The organism is Collinsella aerofaciens, assembly GCF_028206995.1.
GTDB lineage: Bacteria > Actinomycetota > Coriobacteriia > Coriobacteriales > Coriobacteriaceae > Collinsella > Collinsella aerofaciens_AQ.
Map to the genome: position 1 here is coordinate 24,928 of NZ_JAQLFL010000004.1, position 18,170 is coordinate 43,097.

At 59.8% G+C, this 18,170-nt stretch carries 14 protein-coding genes; 6 read left to right on the plus strand and 8 right to left on the minus strand.

Annotation, left to right across the window (positions count from 1 at the left end):
• Window positions 1–292: 292 nt before the first annotated feature.
• A complete protein-coding gene (locus PMX60_RS04080; protein WP_271746988.1) occupies window positions 293–1,498 on the plus strand; it encodes a galactokinase in 1,206 nt (401 codons plus the stop codon).
• The gene (locus tag PMX60_RS04085) at window positions 1,489–3,117 is read left to right on the plus strand and encodes a UDP-glucose--hexose-1-phosphate uridylyltransferase (protein ID WP_271746989.1); all 1,629 of its coding nucleotides are present in this window, start codon (window positions 1,489–1,491) and stop codon (window positions 3,115–3,117) included. The genes PMX60_RS04080 and PMX60_RS04085 overlap by 10 nt, the downstream gene beginning before the upstream one ends.
• A gap of 108 nt (window positions 3,118–3,225) precedes the next feature.
• On the opposite strand, the gene PMX60_RS04090 is transcribed toward PMX60_RS04085, so the two are convergent.
• From PMX60_RS04090 to PMX60_RS04120, 7 genes are all read right to left on the minus strand, one after another.
• On the minus strand, window positions 3,226–4,161 hold the full coding sequence (locus PMX60_RS04090) for a hexose kinase (RefSeq protein WP_271746990.1): 936 nt from the start codon (window positions 4,159–4,161) through the stop codon (window positions 3,226–3,228).
• Window positions 4,162–4,217: 56 nt separating this feature from the next.
• Window positions 4,218–5,099 carry an aldose 1-epimerase family protein gene (locus PMX60_RS04095; RefSeq protein ID WP_271746991.1) on the minus strand — a complete coding sequence of 294 codons (882 nt, stop codon included), beginning with the start codon at window positions 5,097–5,099 and terminating at the stop codon, window positions 4,218–4,220.
• Between the two features lie 119 nt (window positions 5,100–5,218).
• On the minus strand, window positions 5,219–5,743 hold the full coding sequence (gene lacB / locus PMX60_RS04100; protein ID WP_006234831.1) for a galactose-6-phosphate isomerase subunit LacB: 525 nt from the start codon (window positions 5,741–5,743) through the stop codon (window positions 5,219–5,221).
• Between the two features lie 63 nt (window positions 5,744–5,806).
• Window positions 5,807–6,235, minus strand: a complete 429-nt coding sequence (gene lacA / locus PMX60_RS04105) for a galactose-6-phosphate isomerase subunit LacA (RefSeq protein ID WP_006234830.1) — start codon at window positions 6,233–6,235, stop codon at window positions 5,807–5,809.
• A 325-nt stretch (window positions 6,236–6,560) separates the two neighbouring features.
• A complete protein-coding gene (locus PMX60_RS04110; protein ID WP_271746992.1) occupies window positions 6,561–7,532 on the minus strand; it encodes a hypothetical protein in 972 nt (323 codons plus the stop codon).
• Between the two features lie 327 nt (window positions 7,533–7,859).
• Entirely contained in the window at window positions 7,860–8,198 is a 339-nt protein-coding gene (locus PMX60_RS04115) for a PTS lactose/cellobiose transporter subunit IIA (protein ID WP_055252615.1), read from the minus strand.
• A 214-nt stretch (window positions 8,199–8,412) separates the two neighbouring features.
• The gene (locus tag PMX60_RS04120) at window positions 8,413–9,417 is read right to left on the minus strand and encodes a LacI family DNA-binding transcriptional regulator (protein ID WP_271746993.1); all 1,005 of its coding nucleotides are present in this window, start codon (window positions 9,415–9,417) and stop codon (window positions 8,413–8,415) included.
• 357 nt (window positions 9,418–9,774) lie between these two features.
• On the opposite strand from PMX60_RS04120, the gene PMX60_RS04125 reads away from it, so the two are divergent.
• Window positions 9,775–11,541 (plus strand): lactose/cellobiose PTS transporter subunit IIB, encoded by a 1,767-nt coding sequence (locus PMX60_RS04125; RefSeq protein ID WP_271746994.1) that lies wholly within the window; start codon window positions 9,775–9,777, stop codon window positions 11,539–11,541.
• A 66-nt stretch (window positions 11,542–11,607) separates the two neighbouring features.
• Complete coding sequence (gene lacG, locus PMX60_RS04130; protein ID WP_022094685.1) at window positions 11,608–13,047, plus strand: 6-phospho-beta-galactosidase; 1,440 nt, start codon at window positions 11,608–11,610, stop codon at window positions 13,045–13,047.
• 266 nt (window positions 13,048–13,313) lie between these two features.
• Here the strand turns inward: lacG (PMX60_RS04130) and PMX60_RS04135 are convergent, their stop codons facing one another.
• Window positions 13,314–14,342, minus strand: a complete 1,029-nt coding sequence (locus PMX60_RS04135) for a LacI family DNA-binding transcriptional regulator (protein WP_271746995.1) — start codon at window positions 14,340–14,342, stop codon at window positions 13,314–13,316.
• A 350-nt stretch (window positions 14,343–14,692) separates the two neighbouring features.
• Here PMX60_RS04135 and lacG (PMX60_RS04140) point away from each other — a divergent pair, with 350 nt between their 5' ends.
• Both lacG (PMX60_RS04140) and PMX60_RS04145 read left to right on the plus strand, forming a co-directional pair.
• On the plus strand, window positions 14,693–16,135 hold the full coding sequence (gene lacG, locus PMX60_RS04140) for a 6-phospho-beta-galactosidase (protein ID WP_022094683.1): 1,443 nt from the start codon (window positions 14,693–14,695) through the stop codon (window positions 16,133–16,135).
• Between the two features lie 175 nt (window positions 16,136–16,310).
• Window positions 16,311–18,071, plus strand: coding sequence for a PTS lactose transporter subunit IIBC (locus PMX60_RS04145; RefSeq protein ID WP_117564764.1), 1,761 nt, complete (start codon window positions 16,311–16,313; stop codon window positions 18,069–18,071).
• The last annotated feature ends 99 nt before the right edge of the window (window positions 18,072–18,170 follow it).

The window sequence follows — 18,170 nt, forward strand, 5'->3', positions numbered from 1 at the left end:
CCGGGCAGAAATACATCCCGCGCCGAGGCCCGCTATCGTCGGACGCATGTTAACGTACTCTACTTTTTCTATCTGCATCTCTTCTGCTTTATAAGTCCATACGGCAGTACCGTTCACGGCTGTATTTCTACCGATTACCAGATTCTCAAAAAGTGACAAGCGATGTGTTATGAGTACGTTAACATAGCCCGTAACGTGCGGTATCGTGAACACTTGGTTCATGCCGCTTTAAGTTGTTAACGTACTCATAACGACGCAAAACCCACCCGGGCGCGCCAAGGAAAGGACTCCCATGACCACTCCCGACGAAAAGACACTCCCCACGCTCACCAAGCTATTTGAGGAGGAGTTTGGCCCCATCGGCGACCGCCAGGTGCTCTACGTGCACGCGCCCGGGCGTTCCGAGATCAGTGGTAATCACACCGATCACGAAGGCGGTCACGTTATCGCCGGCTCGCTCGATGTCGCTGTCGACGGCATCGCCGTGGCAACCGACTCCAACAAGATTCGCGTCGCCGACGAGGGCTATCCTACGTTTGAGATCACGCTCGACACGCTGGATGTTCAGGAGTCCGAGAAGGGCACGTCCGCAAGCCTCGTCCGCGGCATGGCGCACGAGATTGCAGCCCTTGGCGTTGAGCCCCACGGCTTCGACTTCGCCTTCACCTGCTCCGTCCCCTCGGGTGGCGGCCTTTCCAGCTCTGCCGCCGTCGAGGCCGCGTACGGTCGTGCCATGGAGACGCTCTGGGGCGCGCCCGCCATTGAGCCCGTCACGCTCGCTCAGATGAGCCAGCGCACCGAGAACAACTACTACGGCAAGCCCTGCGGTCTGATGGACCAGGCCGCTGTGTGCCTGGGCGGCCTTGCCTACATGGACTTTGAGGACCAGGCTCAGCCTAAAACCCAGAAGCTCGAACTCAACTTTGAGGATCACGGCTATGCGCTCGTGCTCGTTAAGGTTGGTGCCGACCACGTGGCCGCCACCGACGATTACGCTGCCGTTCCGCGCGAGATGCAAGACGTCGCCGCCGAGTTTGGCAAGGCACGCCTGTGCGAGGTCGATGTTGCCGATTTTGACGCCAAGCTCCCCGAGCTACGTGCCAAACTGGGCGACCGTGCCTGCCTGCGCGCCGTTCACTACTGGTACGAGAATGGCCTGGTCGATAAGCGCTGGGCGGCCCTGAACGCCGGCGACATCGATCAGTTCCTGGTCCTGACGCGCGAGTCCGGCGCCAGCTCTGCCATGTACCTGCAGAATGTCGTTGCCAAGCTGGGCTCCGAGCAGCCTTCCATGTATGCCCTGGCGCTGGCCGAGCACGTGCTCGACGGCCGCGGCGCCGTTCGTATCCACGGTGGCGGCTTCGGTGGCACCATCCAGGCCTTCGTGCCGCTCGATCTGGTCGACACCTTCATTGCCAAGATGAACGGCTGGCTGGGCGAGGGTTCTGCCCGCCACTACGCTATCTCTGACAAGGGGGCTTACGCGGCATGGCTGTAATGACTGACGTGCGCGAGGCCGCGCAGAACCTGATCGAGTACGCTATCCACCGATCGATGATCGGCCAGGACGATCGCATCTGGGCATACAACACCATTCTCGAGTGCATCGGTGCTACGGGCCCGGCGCTCGACATGGCCTGGGCGCTCCAGGTCGAGAAACTCTCGCTCTTGCACCCCGATACACTCCCCGACTTTGATCTTGAAGGCGCGCTTGCCGCGCTATCCGAGGCCGCCGTTGTCAACGGTGCCGCCGAGGACACGGCATCGGGCCGCGACCGCATCGCCATGCGCATCATGGGCGTGCTGATGCCGAGGCCTTCGGTTGTAAACGAAGAATTCAACGGACGTATGGGCGTCAACGAGCCCCGCGCCGCGACCGACTGGTTCTACGGCCTGTGCTGCGACGCCGGCTACGTGCGCCGTGCCGCCATCGCGCGCAACATCAAATGGAGCACTTCCACCAACTGGGGCGACCTGGAGATCACTATCAACCTGTCAAAGCCCGAGAAGGACCCGCGCGATATTGCCGCGGCCGGTGCCGCCAAAAACACGGGCGAGAAGTATCCCGCCTGCCAGCTCTGCATCGAAAACGAGGGGTATCCCGGACGCTCCGCCGCAGCCGACGGCGGCGCTCATCCCGCCCGTCAGAACCTACGCGTTATTCCCATTCAGCTTGATGGCGAGCGCTGGGGCTTCCAGTACAGCCCGTATGCGTATTATAACGAGCACTGCATTGCCATGAGCTCCGAGCATCGTCCGATGCACGTCGACCGCAAGGGGCTGACCTGCCTGCTCGACTTTGTCGACCTGTTCCCGCACTACTTTATTGGCTCCAACGCCGACCTGCCCATCGTGGGCGGCTCGATTCTGTCGCACGACCACTTCCAGGGCGGCGCGCACGAGTTCCCCATGATGCACGCCGCCGAGGTCTCGCAGTTTAGCGTGCCCGGCTTTGACCAGGTCAGCGGCGCCGTGCTGCAGTGGCCGCTTTCGGTGCTGCGACTGCGCTCGCACGACCGCGCCCAGTTGCTCGACGCCGCCGAGAAGGTTATCCTCGCCTGGCGCGAGTGGACCGATGAGTCGGTTGGCGTCATCGCGCACACAGCCGACAGCGTGGCGCACAACACTGTGACGCCCGTCATCCGCCGCGTCGACTCCCGCGGCAATGCCGGCGGCGAGATCTACGAGGCCTACCTGGCGCTTCGTTGCAACATCACAACCGACGAGCATCCGCTGGGCGTATTCCACCCGCATGCCGAGTACCACCACATCAAGAAAGAGAACATCGGCCTGATCGAGGTCATGGGCCTGGCTATTCTGCCGCCGCGCCTGGTTCCCGAGCTTGGCACTGTCCGCGAGCACTTGCTGGCAGCCAAGGCCGATGCCAGCTACGACCTTGCTGGCGCGCTCGAGGGCGACGACCTTTGCCGCAGCCACGCCGCATGGGCCGAGGACGTCTTTGCTCGCCGCGCCGCCGAGCTTACGGCCGACAACGCCATCGACATCCTGCACAAGGAGGTCGGCGTGGTGTTTGGCCACGTGCTCGACAACGCCGGCGTCTTTAAGTGGGACGAAGCCGGCCGCGCCGCCCAACAGCGCTTTATCGACTCACTGTAATGATCCCTTGGGGACGGAGGAAAACGGATCATTTCGTCCTCAAGGCAACGGCGCCCGCCGGCAACATCGCCGACGGGCGCCGTTTTTGAGTGTTCGGCGTCGCGACTCCTAGAGTTCAGTCACGACAACGCTGTTGTAGACCTCGTCCCAGCGGTCCATGACCAGGTGGCCGGTCTTGGGATCCATGGCGTTAAGCTTGCCGCAGGTATTGGCGGTCTTGAGCACCGTGACGTCGTCGGCATCAGCAGCAATCGCATGCGCAAAGCCGGCGATGGTCGAGTCGCCGGAACCCGTCGCGTTCACAGCCGCAATCGCGGGCGTCTTGGCGCGGAACGCACGACCCTCATGGAAGCCCACCGAACCGGCAGCACCCATCGAAACGACAACCCAGGGAATACCGGCAAAACGGTCATCGGCGGCAAGCGCCTCGCGCAGGGCATCGACATCATCGGTCGTAAAGGACGTACCCAGCAGTCCGTTAATCTCGGTCAGGTTGGGCTTTACGAGCTCAGGCTTAGCGTCGGACTCCAGCGCGGCCTCCAGCGATGCACCCGAGGTATCGAGCAGCACCTTGGCGCCCGCCTCCTCGGCGATCTTGACGAGCTCGGCATAGTAGCCGGCATCGACGCCGCGCGGCAGCGAGCCCGAAAGCGTCACAACGTCCGCCTTCGCTGCAAGCTCGGCGAACTTGGCCGTAAAGGCCTCGAGCTCGGCCGGGGCGATCTGCGGGCCGCTCTCCAAAAGCTCGGTCTGATTACCCTCGTGCAGAATATTCAGGCAAATGCGCGTCTCACCGGCGATGGGCACAAAGTCGTTCTTGACGCCATCGGCATCCATGAGCTCGGCCATATAGGCACCCATGTGGCCGCCGAGCAGACCGGTCGCGAGCACGTCGTCGCCCAGCTGCAGCAGCACGCGGCTCACGTTGAGGCCCTTGCCGCCAGCGGTCTTTTCGGGCGTCACACGGTTAACATCGTCGATGATCAACTTGTCGAGCTGATAGCGCGTATCAATCGACGGGTTCATGGTAACGGTCAGAATCATATTGAACTCCTGTTTCCGGGGCACGACACGCGCGACCCCAAACATACGATAGCTCGTTAAAGTATCTCGATCTCAAAGCCGCGGGTGACGGTCTCCCCCGGCTTGGCCATCAGGCAGCCGCGCTTGTGCTCCAGAATATCGTCCTCGTCGGAGCAGGTGGACAGGCCGCCCCACGGTTCCACGGCCACAAAGTCACCCTCGGGCTTGCTCCACACAATCAGGTACGGCATATCAGGGAACGTCAGGCGCACGCCCTTGTCCTCGGTCTTCTTGGTCAGCGTAACCACGCGGCTCTCGAGCACGTCAAAGATGGTCTCCGCGAAGTCGAAGAGTTCGTGGGTCAGCGGCAGGTCATGGCCAGCCATCGGGTTCTTGCTGCGATGCTCAACATCAATCAGGCCCGTCGAGGGAACGGCAGTACAGAGCTCGGCGGCCTCGCGCTGCTCAAAACGGAGCTCGTAGTCGTCATAGGACTCGCCCTCGTCAAGCGGGCACTTAAAGCCAGGGTGACCGCCCACAAAGAACGGCATGTCCTCGGTGCCCTCATTGGTCACCTCGTACGACACGGCCACCTTCTCCGCATCGATCGTGTAACGAGCAACGATCTTAAACGGATACGGGTACTGCTCGAGCAACTCGGCATGGTCGGCAGAGCTTAGGCTCAGCGCGACCATGTTGTCGCCCTGCTCCTCGAGCTTCCACTCCTGTTTGCGAGCAAAGCCGTGACGGGCAAGCTTGACCTCGCGGCCGCCCATGGTCATTGCGCGACCGTCACGAAGACCGCCGCAGATCGGGAAGCAAATAGGTGCCTGGCCCGACCACACCGCCGGATCGCCCTGCCACAGATACTCGCGACCGTCGGCCACAATTGAGGTGAATGAGCCGCCCGCCGTGCTCAGTGCTACGCGGATAGAACCGTTATCAAGAACAAACTCCATAGGAGCCTTCCCTTTCTTACGACAGCCCGCCAAATCAATAGGGCTGATAGAAAACCGGCCCGCGCCCCATCACAGAAACGCGAGCCGTCAACGGACTAGTTAATTACGCCGGATACCCGCTAATCGTGGTATTCGCCGCGGTCCCACTTCTCCAGGAACTCGTCAAAGAAGTGCGGGTCAGCCTGAGCCTCGGCGTCGGCCTTGTTGCAGGCATCGATCTTGGCGATCAGGGCATCGTGCTCGGGGGTCTTCTCGTAGGGCTCCTCCAGGAAGGCAAGCATGATGTCGGCCATCAGGAACTCACCGGTGATCTTGCCGCCAAAGCCCACGATGTTGGCGTTGAGCTCGCGACGGGCATACAGGGCAGAGGTCATGTCGCGGACCAGGGCGCAGCGGGCGCCGGGAACCTTGTTGACGGCGTTGGTGATGCCGATGCCGGTGCCGCACAGGGCCACGCCAAAGTCGGCCTTGCCGCTGGCAACAGCCTCGCCCACGGCCTTACCGTAGATGGGATAGTGCGTACGGGTGTGGCTGTAGGTGCCGCAGTCGAGCACCTTGTAGCCAGCCTGCTCCAGGCGGTCGGCCAGATAGATCTTCTCGTCCGTAACGATATGGTCGCAACCGATTGCGATGGTCTTCTTCATCAGAACGTCCTTTCGTCTGAATTCACAAGTTGAGGTAGAAGTTCGAGTTCTCGGTGGCTCTCGTTAGGCCATCTTGTTGAGCATGTCGACACGGATCTGGTGACGGCCGCCGGCGTACTGCGCGCGCAGGAACTCGCGGGCGATCTTCTTGGCGACCTCGGTGCCCACAACGCCCGGGCCCATGGTGACCATGCGCGAGCCGTTGTGCTCGCGGGTCATGTAAGCGGAACGCTCGTCGGAAATGTTGGCGACGACCATGCCCTTGATCTTGACGGCGGCCATATAGGAGCCGACGCCGTACTTATCGAATGCGAAGCCCTGGGAATCCTTGTGCTCCAGCAGGTCCTTGGCAACGGCGGTCGCGGAATCGACAAAGTCCGCGGCAGGGGTCTCGGAATAGTCGACGACCTCGTGACCGTCGGCGATGAGCATCTCCTTGATAGACTCCTTCATCGACATACCGTCGGCATCGGAAGCGATTACAACCCTCATGACATCCTCCTTGAGAGATACGCAGGTGCGTAGTTTCTGTTTGGAAGTGTTGAATCGCGTTCAGGTCCGGGCATCTGAATGTGCGGTTCTTCACTGTTCATGTTTATTTGAACACATTCGAACAGTAACTGCAACAACTATTTGTTTATCTTTGTTCTTTTTTGAACAAATATCGTTCACGGATGATTGCTGACCGTTTGAGCCGGGCGCGGACGTAGCGACCACGTGTTCAACAAACAAAAGAGCGGCCAAGAACGTGTCTCGGCCGCCCTTCGGCGGTATTCCCCGGTATATACAGCTGTTTTAGCTACTCGGACTGCCCACCCTATTTGGCGTGCTTGGACGGAGCACTCAGAAAGCGGCCCGTCAAATAGTTCGCCGGGCCGGAAATATCGATCCCTAGCAGTACGTGTCCCAGCCACAGGAACGCCACGAGCACCAGCAGCGGGATAACGCACGAAGTCACGATCATCACGATGACGCCTTCGATGAGGTCGGTCACCTGCTGCACGATCTCGTCGGTCATCTGCTTGGCACCGCTGGTCACCGACGTAACAAGGCTCGAGGCCCCATCAGTCAACTGCTCGAGCACGTTTTTGGACTCTGTGGCCTCGGATTTTTTCTTATTCGATTTTGAGCTGGTCTCGGCTGACTTGTCCGTGGTGTCGGCCGCGTCCGCAGCGTCCGCAGCCTTTTGCTCAGCTTGCTCAATACTTACGCGATACGTTTCATCGACCTTCTGCGACACCCAAACGCTTGCAGGCACCAACGCCATGCCGATCACGGCAACTACCAGCACGCGTGTCGCCACACGGCGCAGGACAGCGCTCGTGCTCCAGCGCCCGTGAATGCCGAGCGACACCGCAAAGAGCACCAACGCAAACGGGATTAAGATGCCCAAGCCAACCGACCACAAAATGGTTAGCAGGTATTTCTCGAGGTAGAGCACGGCAAGCACGATACCAAGGTTGCCTGAAAGCTGCGCGAGCTGCTCGGCAACCGGCGTTCCCGTATCACCCGGCAGCGCGGTAATGCCCGCAGACAGCGCCACGCACGAGGTCGTGAGCGCCAGTACGTTACCCTTCTTTTGGTCGATGACCTCGATGGTGGAGTCCCAAGTCTTGGTATCGGCGAAATGCGGACGAGCTACAAAGCCCGACAGCAGCGCCAGTACCACGAGCGCAACGATAAAGCCAATCTGCAGCTTTTTGTTTGCGCACACGACATCGGACAGACTGGGCTGCAGCTCGGTTACCGTCGTGTGCTCGGTTATCTGGACAGGACGCCCATGAGCCATCTCGTGCGCGTCTCTTTTTTGTATTGACCCGTTATCCGGCATTTGGATACCTCCTCAGTCCGGGGCTTAATGCGAAAGGAAGTATACCCACCGAGCAAAAAACGAACGGGAGGACCAACGGAGCGCAACAAGACTGTCCCCAATGACTAGTCGTTTAAGAACGTCCCCAATGACTATCTCCGGATGAGTTGCGGTGGAATAGGGATTGTTTTGTGCCCGCCGGCCCCTATTCAGTCCCTATTTCACCGCAACTTGAAGTAGAACAGGAAAAGCCCTGCCGCGGGTAGCAGCAGAGCTTTTGGAAGGGGACTTGGTTGTGAGGGCTCGTTAGGCGAGCTTGGCCTCGAGCTCGGCGATGCGCTTGTAGGCATCGATGGTAAAGCGGGCCTGCTTCTCCAGGATCATAGTGGTCATGAGGGTGTCCTGAGCGTGAGCCATGATGAAGGTCATCTCCATCTCGCCACCGCCGGCCTCCTGCGAAAGCAGCTTGGTCTGCGTGTCGTGGGCACCGATGAGCGCATCGCTGGCATCCTTGTGCAGCTGCTCGGCCTTCTCAAAGTCACCCTCGCGAGCAGCATCGAGCGCTGCAAGCAGATCGGTCTGGGCGTCACCTGCGTATGCGACAATCTCGAATCCAACCATCGAGATTTCTTCTTTGGTTGCCATATTGCGTTCCTTTCACATATGAACCAATGGAGAGCATCGCGGCCGGGCATACGCGCTGCGTTCTGTATGGCAGAAACATTAACATTCAAACAAAAAAGAACAGCGCAAAACGTAATTTCAAGCTATGAACGGTCACTTTTCGCCCGTGAACGGTTTTTAAACCAATTTAAACAATATCGAACACAATTAGCGGAAACCCAAACAGACCCGCGCCCTAGCGTACATCGCGTACCGTATCGCCCTCGACGAGCACGCCCGGAAACAGCATGTGCTCCACACCGGGTTCAACGCCCTCGGCGCCGGCAATCTTGTCAACCGCCCACATGCCGACGCGCTTGTTGTCAAAGCGCACGGTGGCCAGGCGACGATCGGGCACGATGTCGCCCAGACTGTCATCAACACCCACCACGCTCACGTCCTCGGGCACGTGCTTTCCGCGCGACTCGAGTCCGCGAATGCAGCCGTAGGCCATGGCGTCGTTGGAAGCATAAATGGCCGTACAGGTCGGATCTTCCGCCAGAGCCTGACCAGCAGCATATCCGCTCTGTGCCGTCCAATCCCCACGGACGAGTCGCGGCGGTTCAATACCATGCGCGCGCAATGTCTCGCGCCAGCCTTCCTCGCGCCGCATGCCCGAAAGCGAGCGCTCGGGACACGAAATAAAGTGCACGGTTTTGTGCCCCCGCCCCAGCAAGTACTCGACCACCTGGCGCGAGCAATCGAACTGGTCGTTATCGACCGTTGAACAGAGCGGGTGCTCCAGCATCGTAACGAGCACCGTCTGCATGCCGGGCAGCGGCTCGAAGGTGCCAAAGTCCGCCGGCATGCGATTCATGATCACGACCATGCCGTCTACCGGCAGCGCGCTCATACGCGACGATGCGCTCTCGAGGGTATAGGGATGTCCATCTACTTTAGTGAGGGTGATGGCATAGCCATGTTTGTCGGCCGCAGCGGCAAAGCCCTCCATACGGTCGAGGTTGCCGGTACCGGTAATGTTGAACATGGCAACGCCGACGGTCTTAAACTTGCCACGGCGCAGCGATCGACCGGCAAAATTGGGGCGATACCCCAGCTCGCGCATGGCGGCACGCACGCGCTCCTTGGTCTCGGGGCGCACACTGGGCGAATCGTGCACGGTGCGCGAGACCGTCTGCTCCGAGACGCCCGCGAGGCGCGCCACGTCTTTGACGGATACCGATTTTTTAACAGCGGCCATAGGTCGATCTTTCTATGTCAACGATGCCATTGGTGGCACCCTACGCAGTCAAATGAAACGTCTTCAAGTATATCTAACGCCTCCCCCACCATACGCTCACCACCCAAAACCTACCGTTCACCGACATTTTTGCTTCCCCGAACGGCTTTTGTCGCCCAAATGTTAACGTTGCCATTGTGCAAACACAGAGCCACCGGGCGGCTCAAACGTTTACGCGTAAGGAATCGACGGTTCGCAGGCACAGGAACCACCGGTTCGCGTCTTTTTTTGTGTCGCAAAATGGCAACGTCAACATTTTGGCAACCGAACGTCAAAAGCTACCATCGTTGCTAACCCACCGACTCTTAGGAGCATTGCATGGAGCAACTCATCGCCATCATCGAAAAGGGCCAGCCCTTTTTCAACGCGATCGCCCGCAACAAGTACCTCAAGGCGATCCGCGACGGCTTTATCTCCGTCATCCCCATCATCATCTTCTCGTCCATCTTCTGCCTGGTAGCCTCGGTCCCCAACATCTGGGGTTTCTACTGGCCCGATGACATCAACAACGCCCTGTGGAAGTGCTACAACTACTCCATGGGCATCCTGGCCATCGCCTGCGCCGCCACCACTGCCAAGCACTTCGCCGACGCCCAGAACCGCGATCTGCCCAAGAACAACCAGATCAACTTCATCTCGTGCATGTGCGCGGCCATCATCGGCTTCTTGCTCCTTTCGAGCGACACCATCGCCACGGACGCCGCCAGCGGCTTCAACACCACCTACCTTGGTTCCAAGGGCCTGCTGACCGCTTTCATCGCTGCGTTTGTGACTGGCATCATCTACAAGTTCTTCATTAAGCGCAACATCACCGTCAAGATGCCCGAGCAGGTTCCGCCCAACATCTCGCAGACCTTCAAGGACATCATCCCCTTCTCCGTCTGCATCACCGTCTTTTGGGCTTTTGACATCGTCTTCCGCGCTGCTTTTGGCTTCTGCTTTGCCCAAGGCGTCATCCAGGTGTTCCAGCCCCTGTTCACCGCTGCCGATGGCTACATCGGCCTCGCTGTGATCTACGGCGCCATGAGCCTGTTCTGGTTCGTGGGCGTCCACGGCCCCTCGATCGTCGAGCCCGCCATCGCCGCCGCCCTCGTTGCCAACATGACCGACAACCTGGCTGCGTTCCAGGCTGGCCAGCACGCTTCCGCTGTCCTGACCCAGGGTGCCCAGTACTTCGTCGTCTGCATGGGCGGCACCGGCGCCACGCTCGTCCTGGTCTTTATGTTCTGCTTCCTGGCCAAGTCTCAGGAGATGCGCGCCGTCGGTAAGGCCGCCATCGTCCCCGTCTGCTTTGCCGTCAACGAGCCGCTGCTGTTCGCCGCACCCATCGTGCTCAATCCCGTCTTCTTTGTCCCGTTTGTCTTTGCCCCGATCGCCAACATCTGGATCCTCAAGATCTTTATCGACTTCTTGGGCATGAACGGCTTTATGTACACCCTGCCCTGGACCGTCCCCGGCCCCATCGGCACCATCATGGGCCTGGGCTTCCAGCCGCTCGCCTTTGTGATGCTCGCCCTTATCCTGGTCGTCGACTTCGTTCTGTACTATCCGTTCTTCCGTGCCTATGACGCCCAGAAGTGCGCCGAGGAGGCCGAGATTTCCGAGGAGGAGCTCGCCGCCAAGAACGCCGAGAAGGCCGCCAAGCTCAACGATGCCTTCCAGGGCAAGGCTGACGCCAAGAGCGTTGCCGCCGGCGCTGCTGCCGAGGCCGTGAAGGCCGACGCCCCCGCCGCTGTCGCCACCGAGGCAACGACCGCCAGCGACCTCAACGGCAAGCGCGTGCTCGTGCTCTGCCAGGGCGGCGGTACCTCGGGCCTGCTCGCCAACGCGCTGGCCAAGGCTGCCAAAGAGCGCGGCATCAATCTTGAGACCGCTGCCGAGGCCTATGGCAACCACGTTGACATGCTCCCCGACTTTGACCTGGTCGTCCTGGCCCCGCAGGCCGCAAGCTACCTGACCGACCTGCAGAAGGACTGCGAGCGCGTGGGCAACAAATGCGTCGCCTGCCGCGGTAAGCAGTACATCGAGCTCTCCCAGAACGGCGACAAGTCTCTCGCCTTCGTAAGCGAGCAACTCTCGAAGTAAGTAACGCTCAGGGCCAGCCGACCATCCAAGACCGGCTGGCCCTTCGATTTAGACGATTGGATCATCATGTCCGTTAACCCCGCTAGCGTCACCAACCCGCCTGCGCAGTTTCCCGAGGACTTTGTCTTTGGCGGCGCCACCGCTGCCTACCAGGTAGAGGGCGAGACCCGCACCCACGGTAAGGGCAAGGTTGCCTGGGACGACTTCTTGGAGGCCCAGGGGCGCTTCTCCCCCGATCCCGCTTCGGACTTCTACAACCAGTACCCCGTCGACTTGGAGCTGTGCGAGGAGTTCGGTATCAACGGCATCCGCCTCTCCATCGCCTGGAGCCGCATCTTCCCCAACGGTACCGGCGAAATCAACCCCGAGGGTGTCCAGTTCTACCACGACCTCTTCGCCGAGTGCCACAAGCACCACGTTGAGCCGTTTGTCACGCTGCATCACTTCGATACGCCGCTGCCCCTCTTTGAGAAGGGCGACTTCCTCAACCGCGAGACCATCGACGCCTTTGTGGACTTTGCCACCTTCTGCTTTAAGGAGTACGCCGACCAGGTGACCTACTGGTTCACCTTTAACGAGATCTGGGCCGACGCCTCCAACACCTACATCGAGGGCACCTTCCCCGGCGGCGTCAAGGCGCATCTGGCCGAGGCCTTCCAGTGCGAGCACAACATGATGCTCGCCCACGCCAAGGCAGTACTGGCCTTCCACAACGGCGGTTTTAAGGGCAAGATCGGCGTCATCCAGTCGCTGGAGTTTAAGTATCCGCTCAACGAGAACGACCCCGCCGACATCAAAGCCGCCAACAACGAGCACGTGCTGCAAAACCAGTTTTTGCTCGACGCCACCTTCCGCGGCGACTACGCGCCCGACACCCTCGAGTGCGCCAACCGCCTGGCCGCCGTCTCGGGCGGCACCATCGAGATCCTAGACGAGGATCTGGAAATCATGCGCGAGGCCGCGCTCTACAACGACTACCTGGGCGTTAACAACTACCAGTGCCGCTTCTTGAAGGCTTACGACGGCGAGAACGACCTGCACCACAACGGTACGGGCGAGAAGGGCACTGGCCGCTGGCGCGTTAAGGGTATTGGCGAGCATGTGAACAAGCCTGGCATCCCCACCACCGACTGGGACTGGATCATCTATCCCGAGGGCCTGTTCGATCTGCTCGTCTACATTAAGCAGCGCTACCCCAACTACAAGCAGATCTTCATCACCGAAAACGGCATGGGCTACAAGGACCCCTACAAGGACGGTTTTGTGGACGACCAGCCGCGCATCGACTACATCGAGCAGCACCTGCGCTGGTTGCTCAAGGCCATGGAGGTGGGCGTCAACGTGGGCGGCTACTTCCTGTGGAGCCTGCAGGATCAGTTCTCCTGGACTAATGGCTACAACAAGCGTTACGGCTTCTTCTACGTTGACTTTGAAACCCAGAAGCGCACGCCCAAGGCAAGCGCATACTGGTATAAGCACGTGGCGCAGACCCGTCGTCTGGACTAGTGACTGGCGGGGTTGCCCGCCCACATAACCTGTCCCCATTTCTCAGCCGGGGGCGGCACGTCACACGGCGCGCCGCCCCCGGTCTTTTGTTTTTGTTCGGCCTGGGGGCCGTTTGTCTCGATCTGTAACATCTAGCCGAGTTTTTTGGTCCTAGCTGTTACAGATTGAGACGAACAGGATTGCTCTTTCCGAAGAAGCTAAATCTGTAACACGTAGCCCGCTTTTGACCGTCTACCTGTTACAAATCGAGACAAACGGAGTAGGACCTAACCCCGTATGTCCCTAACAGTCGAGCGTTCGACCAGCGTACTCGGCACATGAATCGCCTCGATAGACGAGCTCTCTCCAATCGCCGCCTCAAACGCAAGCTTACCGACACCGCGCAAATCAAATCGCAGCGTCGTCAGCCGATTGTGAGGAACAAGTCCCTCGAGTGCGTCGTCGATACCAACCACGCTCACGTCGTCGGGCACGGACAGGCCCGCGTTCTCGAGCGCGGCGATAACGCCCAGCGCCATCTGGTCATTTGCCGCAAGCACGGCAGTCGGCGCCTGCGACCCGCCGGCAAGCACCTCGGCCGCAATCCGCTCGCCCATGGCGTACCCACTGTCCGCACTCCAATCGCCACGCAGCATCGGAGCGGCATCGACATGAGCACGACCCAGCGTATCGCGCCAACCGGCCTCACGAAAACGCGAGGAAATCGAGTTTTCCGGACCCGCCACAAACCGCATATTCGAGTGACCATGTTCCAGCAGATAATTGGTCAACAGCTCGCACGAACCATACTGGTCGGAGTCGATCGTCGTGCAGCGCGGATGCGCATACATGGACAGGATGACCGTTCGCACTCCCGGCTGGGGAACAAACTCCTCAAAATCGGGAGCCATGCGGTTCATGTTGAGAATCATGCCGTCGACGGGTCGCTCGACCATGCGGCGCGAGGCATCGGCAAGTGTATAGGGCTTGTCGCCGCCCGTCTCGATCATAGTGACGGCAAAATCGTGCTCGCGCGCCGCTTGCATGATACCCTCGAGCGTCGCCAGGTTACCGACACGTGTGATGTTGTACATGCACAGGCCAATAGAACGATACGACCCGCCGCGCAACGCCGCTCCAGCAAAATTGGGACGAAAGCCCAGCTCTTCCATGGCGGCCAGCACACGCTTGCGCGTCTTTTCCGTCACGTTGGGCATACCGTTGACCACGCGAGACACAGTCTGGCGGCTCACGCCAGCGAGCGCCGCAACTTCTGCCGCGCTCGCCGAATGACCATTCCTTGTCTGCTGAGCCATGCCTTCCACGCTAACCTGCTTCCCAACTATTCCCCGCGCCCATGGCGCATCGTACATACATTGATAACGTGCTCATGATACCCGAGCCATATACCACAACATGAAAACTTCTGTCAATCAAAACCGCTTACCGAACAAATACAACCGTTCGCGGCTGTTTGAAGTTGTTTTGTTTCTATACATCCCAGCCGGATGTTAACGTGCTCATTGTCAAATGTTCACGTGCTCATTTTGGTTCTAATCATTTTAAGATAGTGTTTATCGGGCTTTTTCACCGCTGAACGCTAACCAGGGAGCCTCCTGAGCGCAAACGCACAATATCGAACAGCGAGACGAGAGGGTGTATGCATATGTCTTTGCTAAACCGCGTACAGCAGCTGCCGAAGGGCTTTGTTTGGGGCGCCGCAACCGCCGCGTACCAAACGGAAGGTTCCACGAAGGTGGCAGGCAAGGGTAAGACCATGTGGGACGATTACCTTGTCGCCCAGGGTCGCTTTTTGCCCGACCCGGCCAGTGATTTCTACAACCGCTACGAGGAGGATATCCGCCTTTCTGCCGAGCATGGACTCAACGCCATCCGTGTGTCCATCGCCTGGACCCGCATCTTCCCCAACGGCGACGATGCCGAGCCCCTCGCCGAGGGCGTTAAGCACTACCACGAGCTGTTCGCCTGCTGCAAAAAGTATGGCGTCGAGCCCTATGTGTCCCTGCATCACTTTGACTCCCCCGCCGCCCTGTTCAACCAGGGCGACTGGCTCAACCGCAAGACCGTCGACGCCTATGTGCGCTATGCCGAGTTCTGCTTCCGCGAGTTCCGCGAGGTCAAGAATTGGTTCACCATCAACGAGCTCATCAGCCTCTCGCACTCCCAATACATCCAAGGCAACTTCCCGCCCAACCATCACTTTGATGTGACGAGCGGCATCCAGAGCCAGCACAACGAGCTCGTTGCCCACGCCCGCGCCGTCAACCTGTATAAGGATCTTGACGAGACCGAGCACCTGGGCGGACGCATTGGCATGGTCAACGTCCTGACGCCGGCATATCCTGCCACAGACTCGCCCGCCGACCAGCACGCCGCCGACCTGTACAACGCCTTCTACACCGACTTCATCATGGACGGCGCCTTCCTGGGTCACTACTCCGCGCGCACCCTCTCACTCATCAACGAGATTCTGCGTGCCAACAACGCCACGCTTACGGTTGAGGACAGCGACATGGAGGAGCTCGCCAAGGCGGCACCCCGCAACGATATGTTCGGCCTCAACTACTATCAGTCGGCGTTTATCGCCGCCTACGATGGCGAGTCCACCAACAGCTTTAACGGCACCGGAGACAAGGGCACCTCGTGCTTTAAGTTTAAGGGCGTCGGGCAGCAGGTCGATATGCCGGGTATCCCCACCACCGACTGGGATTGGCTCATCTACCCGCAAGGCCTCTACGACACGCTCAAGCACATCAGCGCCACCTATCCCAACCTCCCCGTCATCTATATCACCGAAAACGGCCTGGGCCACAAGGACCCCGAGCCCGACGCAAACGGCATCGTCGCCGATCCCGAGCGCATCGACTTTGTCGACCAGCACATGGAGAAGGTGCTCCAGGCGCGTGCCGAGGGCGTCGACGTCCAGGGCTACTTTATCTGGAGCCTGCAGGACCAGTTCTCGTGGGCCAATGGCTATAACAAGCGCTACGGCCTGTTCTACATCGACTTCGACACGCAAAAACGCTACATCAAGCAGTCGGCACTCTGGTACAAGGAGCTCGCCGACACTATGGCGGACGCGCAGTAGCGCATCGCCTCGCTTTCCCCCGAGGGGGAGCGGCCCCATGCGATACAAACCCAGCCGCTCCCCTCTCTCCCCCTGGGACCGACCCCGCCTGCACCCGGGCTTTTAGCAAGCGGGAGACCATATAGGTTTTCAACGTCCATGCCATTAAGATTTCATGCAAAGAGGAGCGTGAACTATGGAATCGATCGTTAAGTTCTTGGAGAAAGGTCAGCCGTACTTCGACAAGGTCTCTAAGAACATCTACCTTCAGGCCATTAAAGACGGCTTTTTGGCAGCAATGCCCATCATCCTGTCTTCTTCTGTCTTCCTGCTTATTTCGACCCTGCCGGGCGTTGTCGCCACGGTCGGCGGCTTTACGCTGCCCGACTGGTGGAACGTCGACGTCGTGAACTTCTGCAACAAGGTTTACAACTTCACGATGGGCGTCGTGGGCATCATGGTCGCCGGCACCACCGCAAGCGCGCTGACCGGCTCCAAGAACCGCCGCATGCCTGCCGGCAAGGCCATCAACGCCACGAGCACCATGGTCGCCGCCATGTGCGCTATGCTCATCTTGGCCGTTACCCAGACGAGTGCCAAGATCGACGGCGCCGATGTCTCGGTGTTCTTTACCGACAACATGGGCACCAAGGGCCTGCTGAGCTCCTTTGTCGCCGCATTTGCCACGGTCAACATCTATGCCTTCTGCATTAAGCGAGACATCACCATCAAGCTGCCCAAAGAAGTCCCTGGCGCCATCGCCCAGAACTTCCGCGACATCTTCGCCTTCAGCTTCTCCATCCTGTTTGTCGCCGTCATCGACGTTATCTGCCGCACCTGCTTGGCCGTCCCGTTTGCCAACGTCATCTCCACGCTGGTGAGCCCGCTGTTCGCCGCTGCCGATTCCTACGCCGGCCTCGCCCTCATCTGGTTCATGATCCCGCTGTTCTGGTTCATGGGCATCCACGGCCCCTCGGTCGTTAAGCCTGCCCTCAACGCCGCGCTGTTTGGCAACATCACCACTAACCTCGCCACGCTGCAGGCCGGCGGTCACCCCGCCCTCGCCCTGACCGAGAACTTCGGTAACTACATCGGCGAACTCGGCGGCACCGGCGCCACGTTCATTGTCCCGATCATCTTCCTGCTCTTTATGCGCTCCAAGCAGCTCAAGGCCGTCGGCAAAGCCTCTGTCGTACCCGTGATGTTCGCCGTCAACGAGCCGCTGCTGTTCGCCGCGCCCATCATCCTCAACCCGTACTTCCTGATCCCGTTCCTGTTTGCCCCCGTGGCCAACGTCCTCATTGGTAAGTTCTTCATCGACTTTTTGGGCATGAACGGCTTTATCTATGCCATGCCGTGGGCACTCCCCGGACCGATCGGCACCTTCATCGACACCAACTTCCAGCCGATCTCTCTGGTCCTGGTTGTCGTCCTGCTGGTCGTTGACTTCTTGATCTACTACCCGTTCTGCAAGGCCTACGACAACGTCCTGTGCAAGCAGGAGGCCGAGACCCTGGCCGAAGAAGAGGCCGAGGAGACCAAGACCGTCAAGACCGCTGACGCCCCCGCCGTTGAGGCTCCTGTTGTCGAGACCGCTTCTGCCACTGAGGCCTCCGCAGCTCCGTCCGCCCTTAAGGGCAAGGATCTGAGGGTTCTGGTTCTGTGCGCTGGCGCCGGCACCTCTGCACTGCTCGCCAACGCGCTTAAGGAAGGCGCCGACGAGCTGGGCATCGACATTACCGCCAACGCCGGTGCCTACGGCAGTCACTACGCCATCATGGACCAGTACAACGTCATCGTCCTGGCTCCGCAGGTTCGCACCTATTACAACGAGATGAAGGCCGACACCGACCGCCTGGGCATCACGCTGCTGTCGCCCAAGGGCAAACAGTACATCGACCTCACTAAGGATCCCAAGGGTGCCGTCGCCTGGATCGAGGAAAACCTCGAGGCATAAGACGCTGACACCACCTGCCGCTCGCAGACAATAAATGGCCCGTGCATCGATGTGTGATGCGCGGGCCATTTTGTTTAGACCGCACCCGTCCTCCTGTTC

Bases quoted from the DNA above. Each gene is read 5' to 3' on its own strand.
- PMX60_RS04120 (WP_271746993.1), bottom strand. From the start codon at position 9,417: ATGGCCGCTGTTAAAAAATCGGTATCCGTCAAAGACGTGGCGCGCCTC.
- PMX60_RS04145 (WP_117564764.1), top strand. From the start codon at position 16,311: ATGGAATCGATCGTTAAGTTCTTGGAGAAAGGTCAGCCGTACTTCGAC.
- PMX60_RS04110 (WP_271746992.1), bottom strand. From the start codon at position 7,532: ATGGCTCATGGGCGTCCTGTCCAGATAACCGAGCACACGACGGTAACC.
- lacA (WP_006234830.1), bottom strand. From the start codon at position 6,235: ATGAGGGTTGTAATCGCTTCCGATGCCGACGGTATGTCGATGAAGGAG.
- lacB (WP_006234831.1), bottom strand. From the start codon at position 5,743: ATGAAGAAGACCATCGCAATCGGTTGCGACCATATCGTTACGGACGAG.
- PMX60_RS04080 (WP_271746988.1), top strand. From the start codon at position 293: ATGACCACTCCCGACGAAAAGACACTCCCCACGCTCACCAAGCTATTT.
- lacG (WP_022094685.1), top strand. From the start codon at position 11,608: ATGTCCGTTAACCCCGCTAGCGTCACCAACCCGCCTGCGCAGTTTCCC.
- lacG (WP_022094683.1), top strand. From the start codon at position 14,693: ATGTCTTTGCTAAACCGCGTACAGCAGCTGCCGAAGGGCTTTGTTTGG.
- PMX60_RS04085 (WP_271746989.1), top strand. From the start codon at position 1,489: ATGGCTGTAATGACTGACGTGCGCGAGGCCGCGCAGAACCTGATCGAG.
- PMX60_RS04125 (WP_271746994.1), top strand. From the start codon at position 9,775: ATGGAGCAACTCATCGCCATCATCGAAAAGGGCCAGCCCTTTTTCAAC.
- PMX60_RS04115 (WP_055252615.1), bottom strand. From the start codon at position 8,198: ATGGCAACCAAAGAAGAAATCTCGATGGTTGGATTCGAGATTGTCGCA.
- PMX60_RS04090 (WP_271746990.1), bottom strand. From the start codon at position 4,161: ATGATTCTGACCGTTACCATGAACCCGTCGATTGATACGCGCTATCAG.
- PMX60_RS04095 (WP_271746991.1), bottom strand. From the start codon at position 5,099: ATGGAGTTTGTTCTTGATAACGGTTCTATCCGCGTAGCACTGAGCACG.
- PMX60_RS04135 (WP_271746995.1), bottom strand. From the start codon at position 14,342: ATGGCTCAGCAGACAAGGAATGGTCATTCGGCGAGCGCGGCAGAAGTT.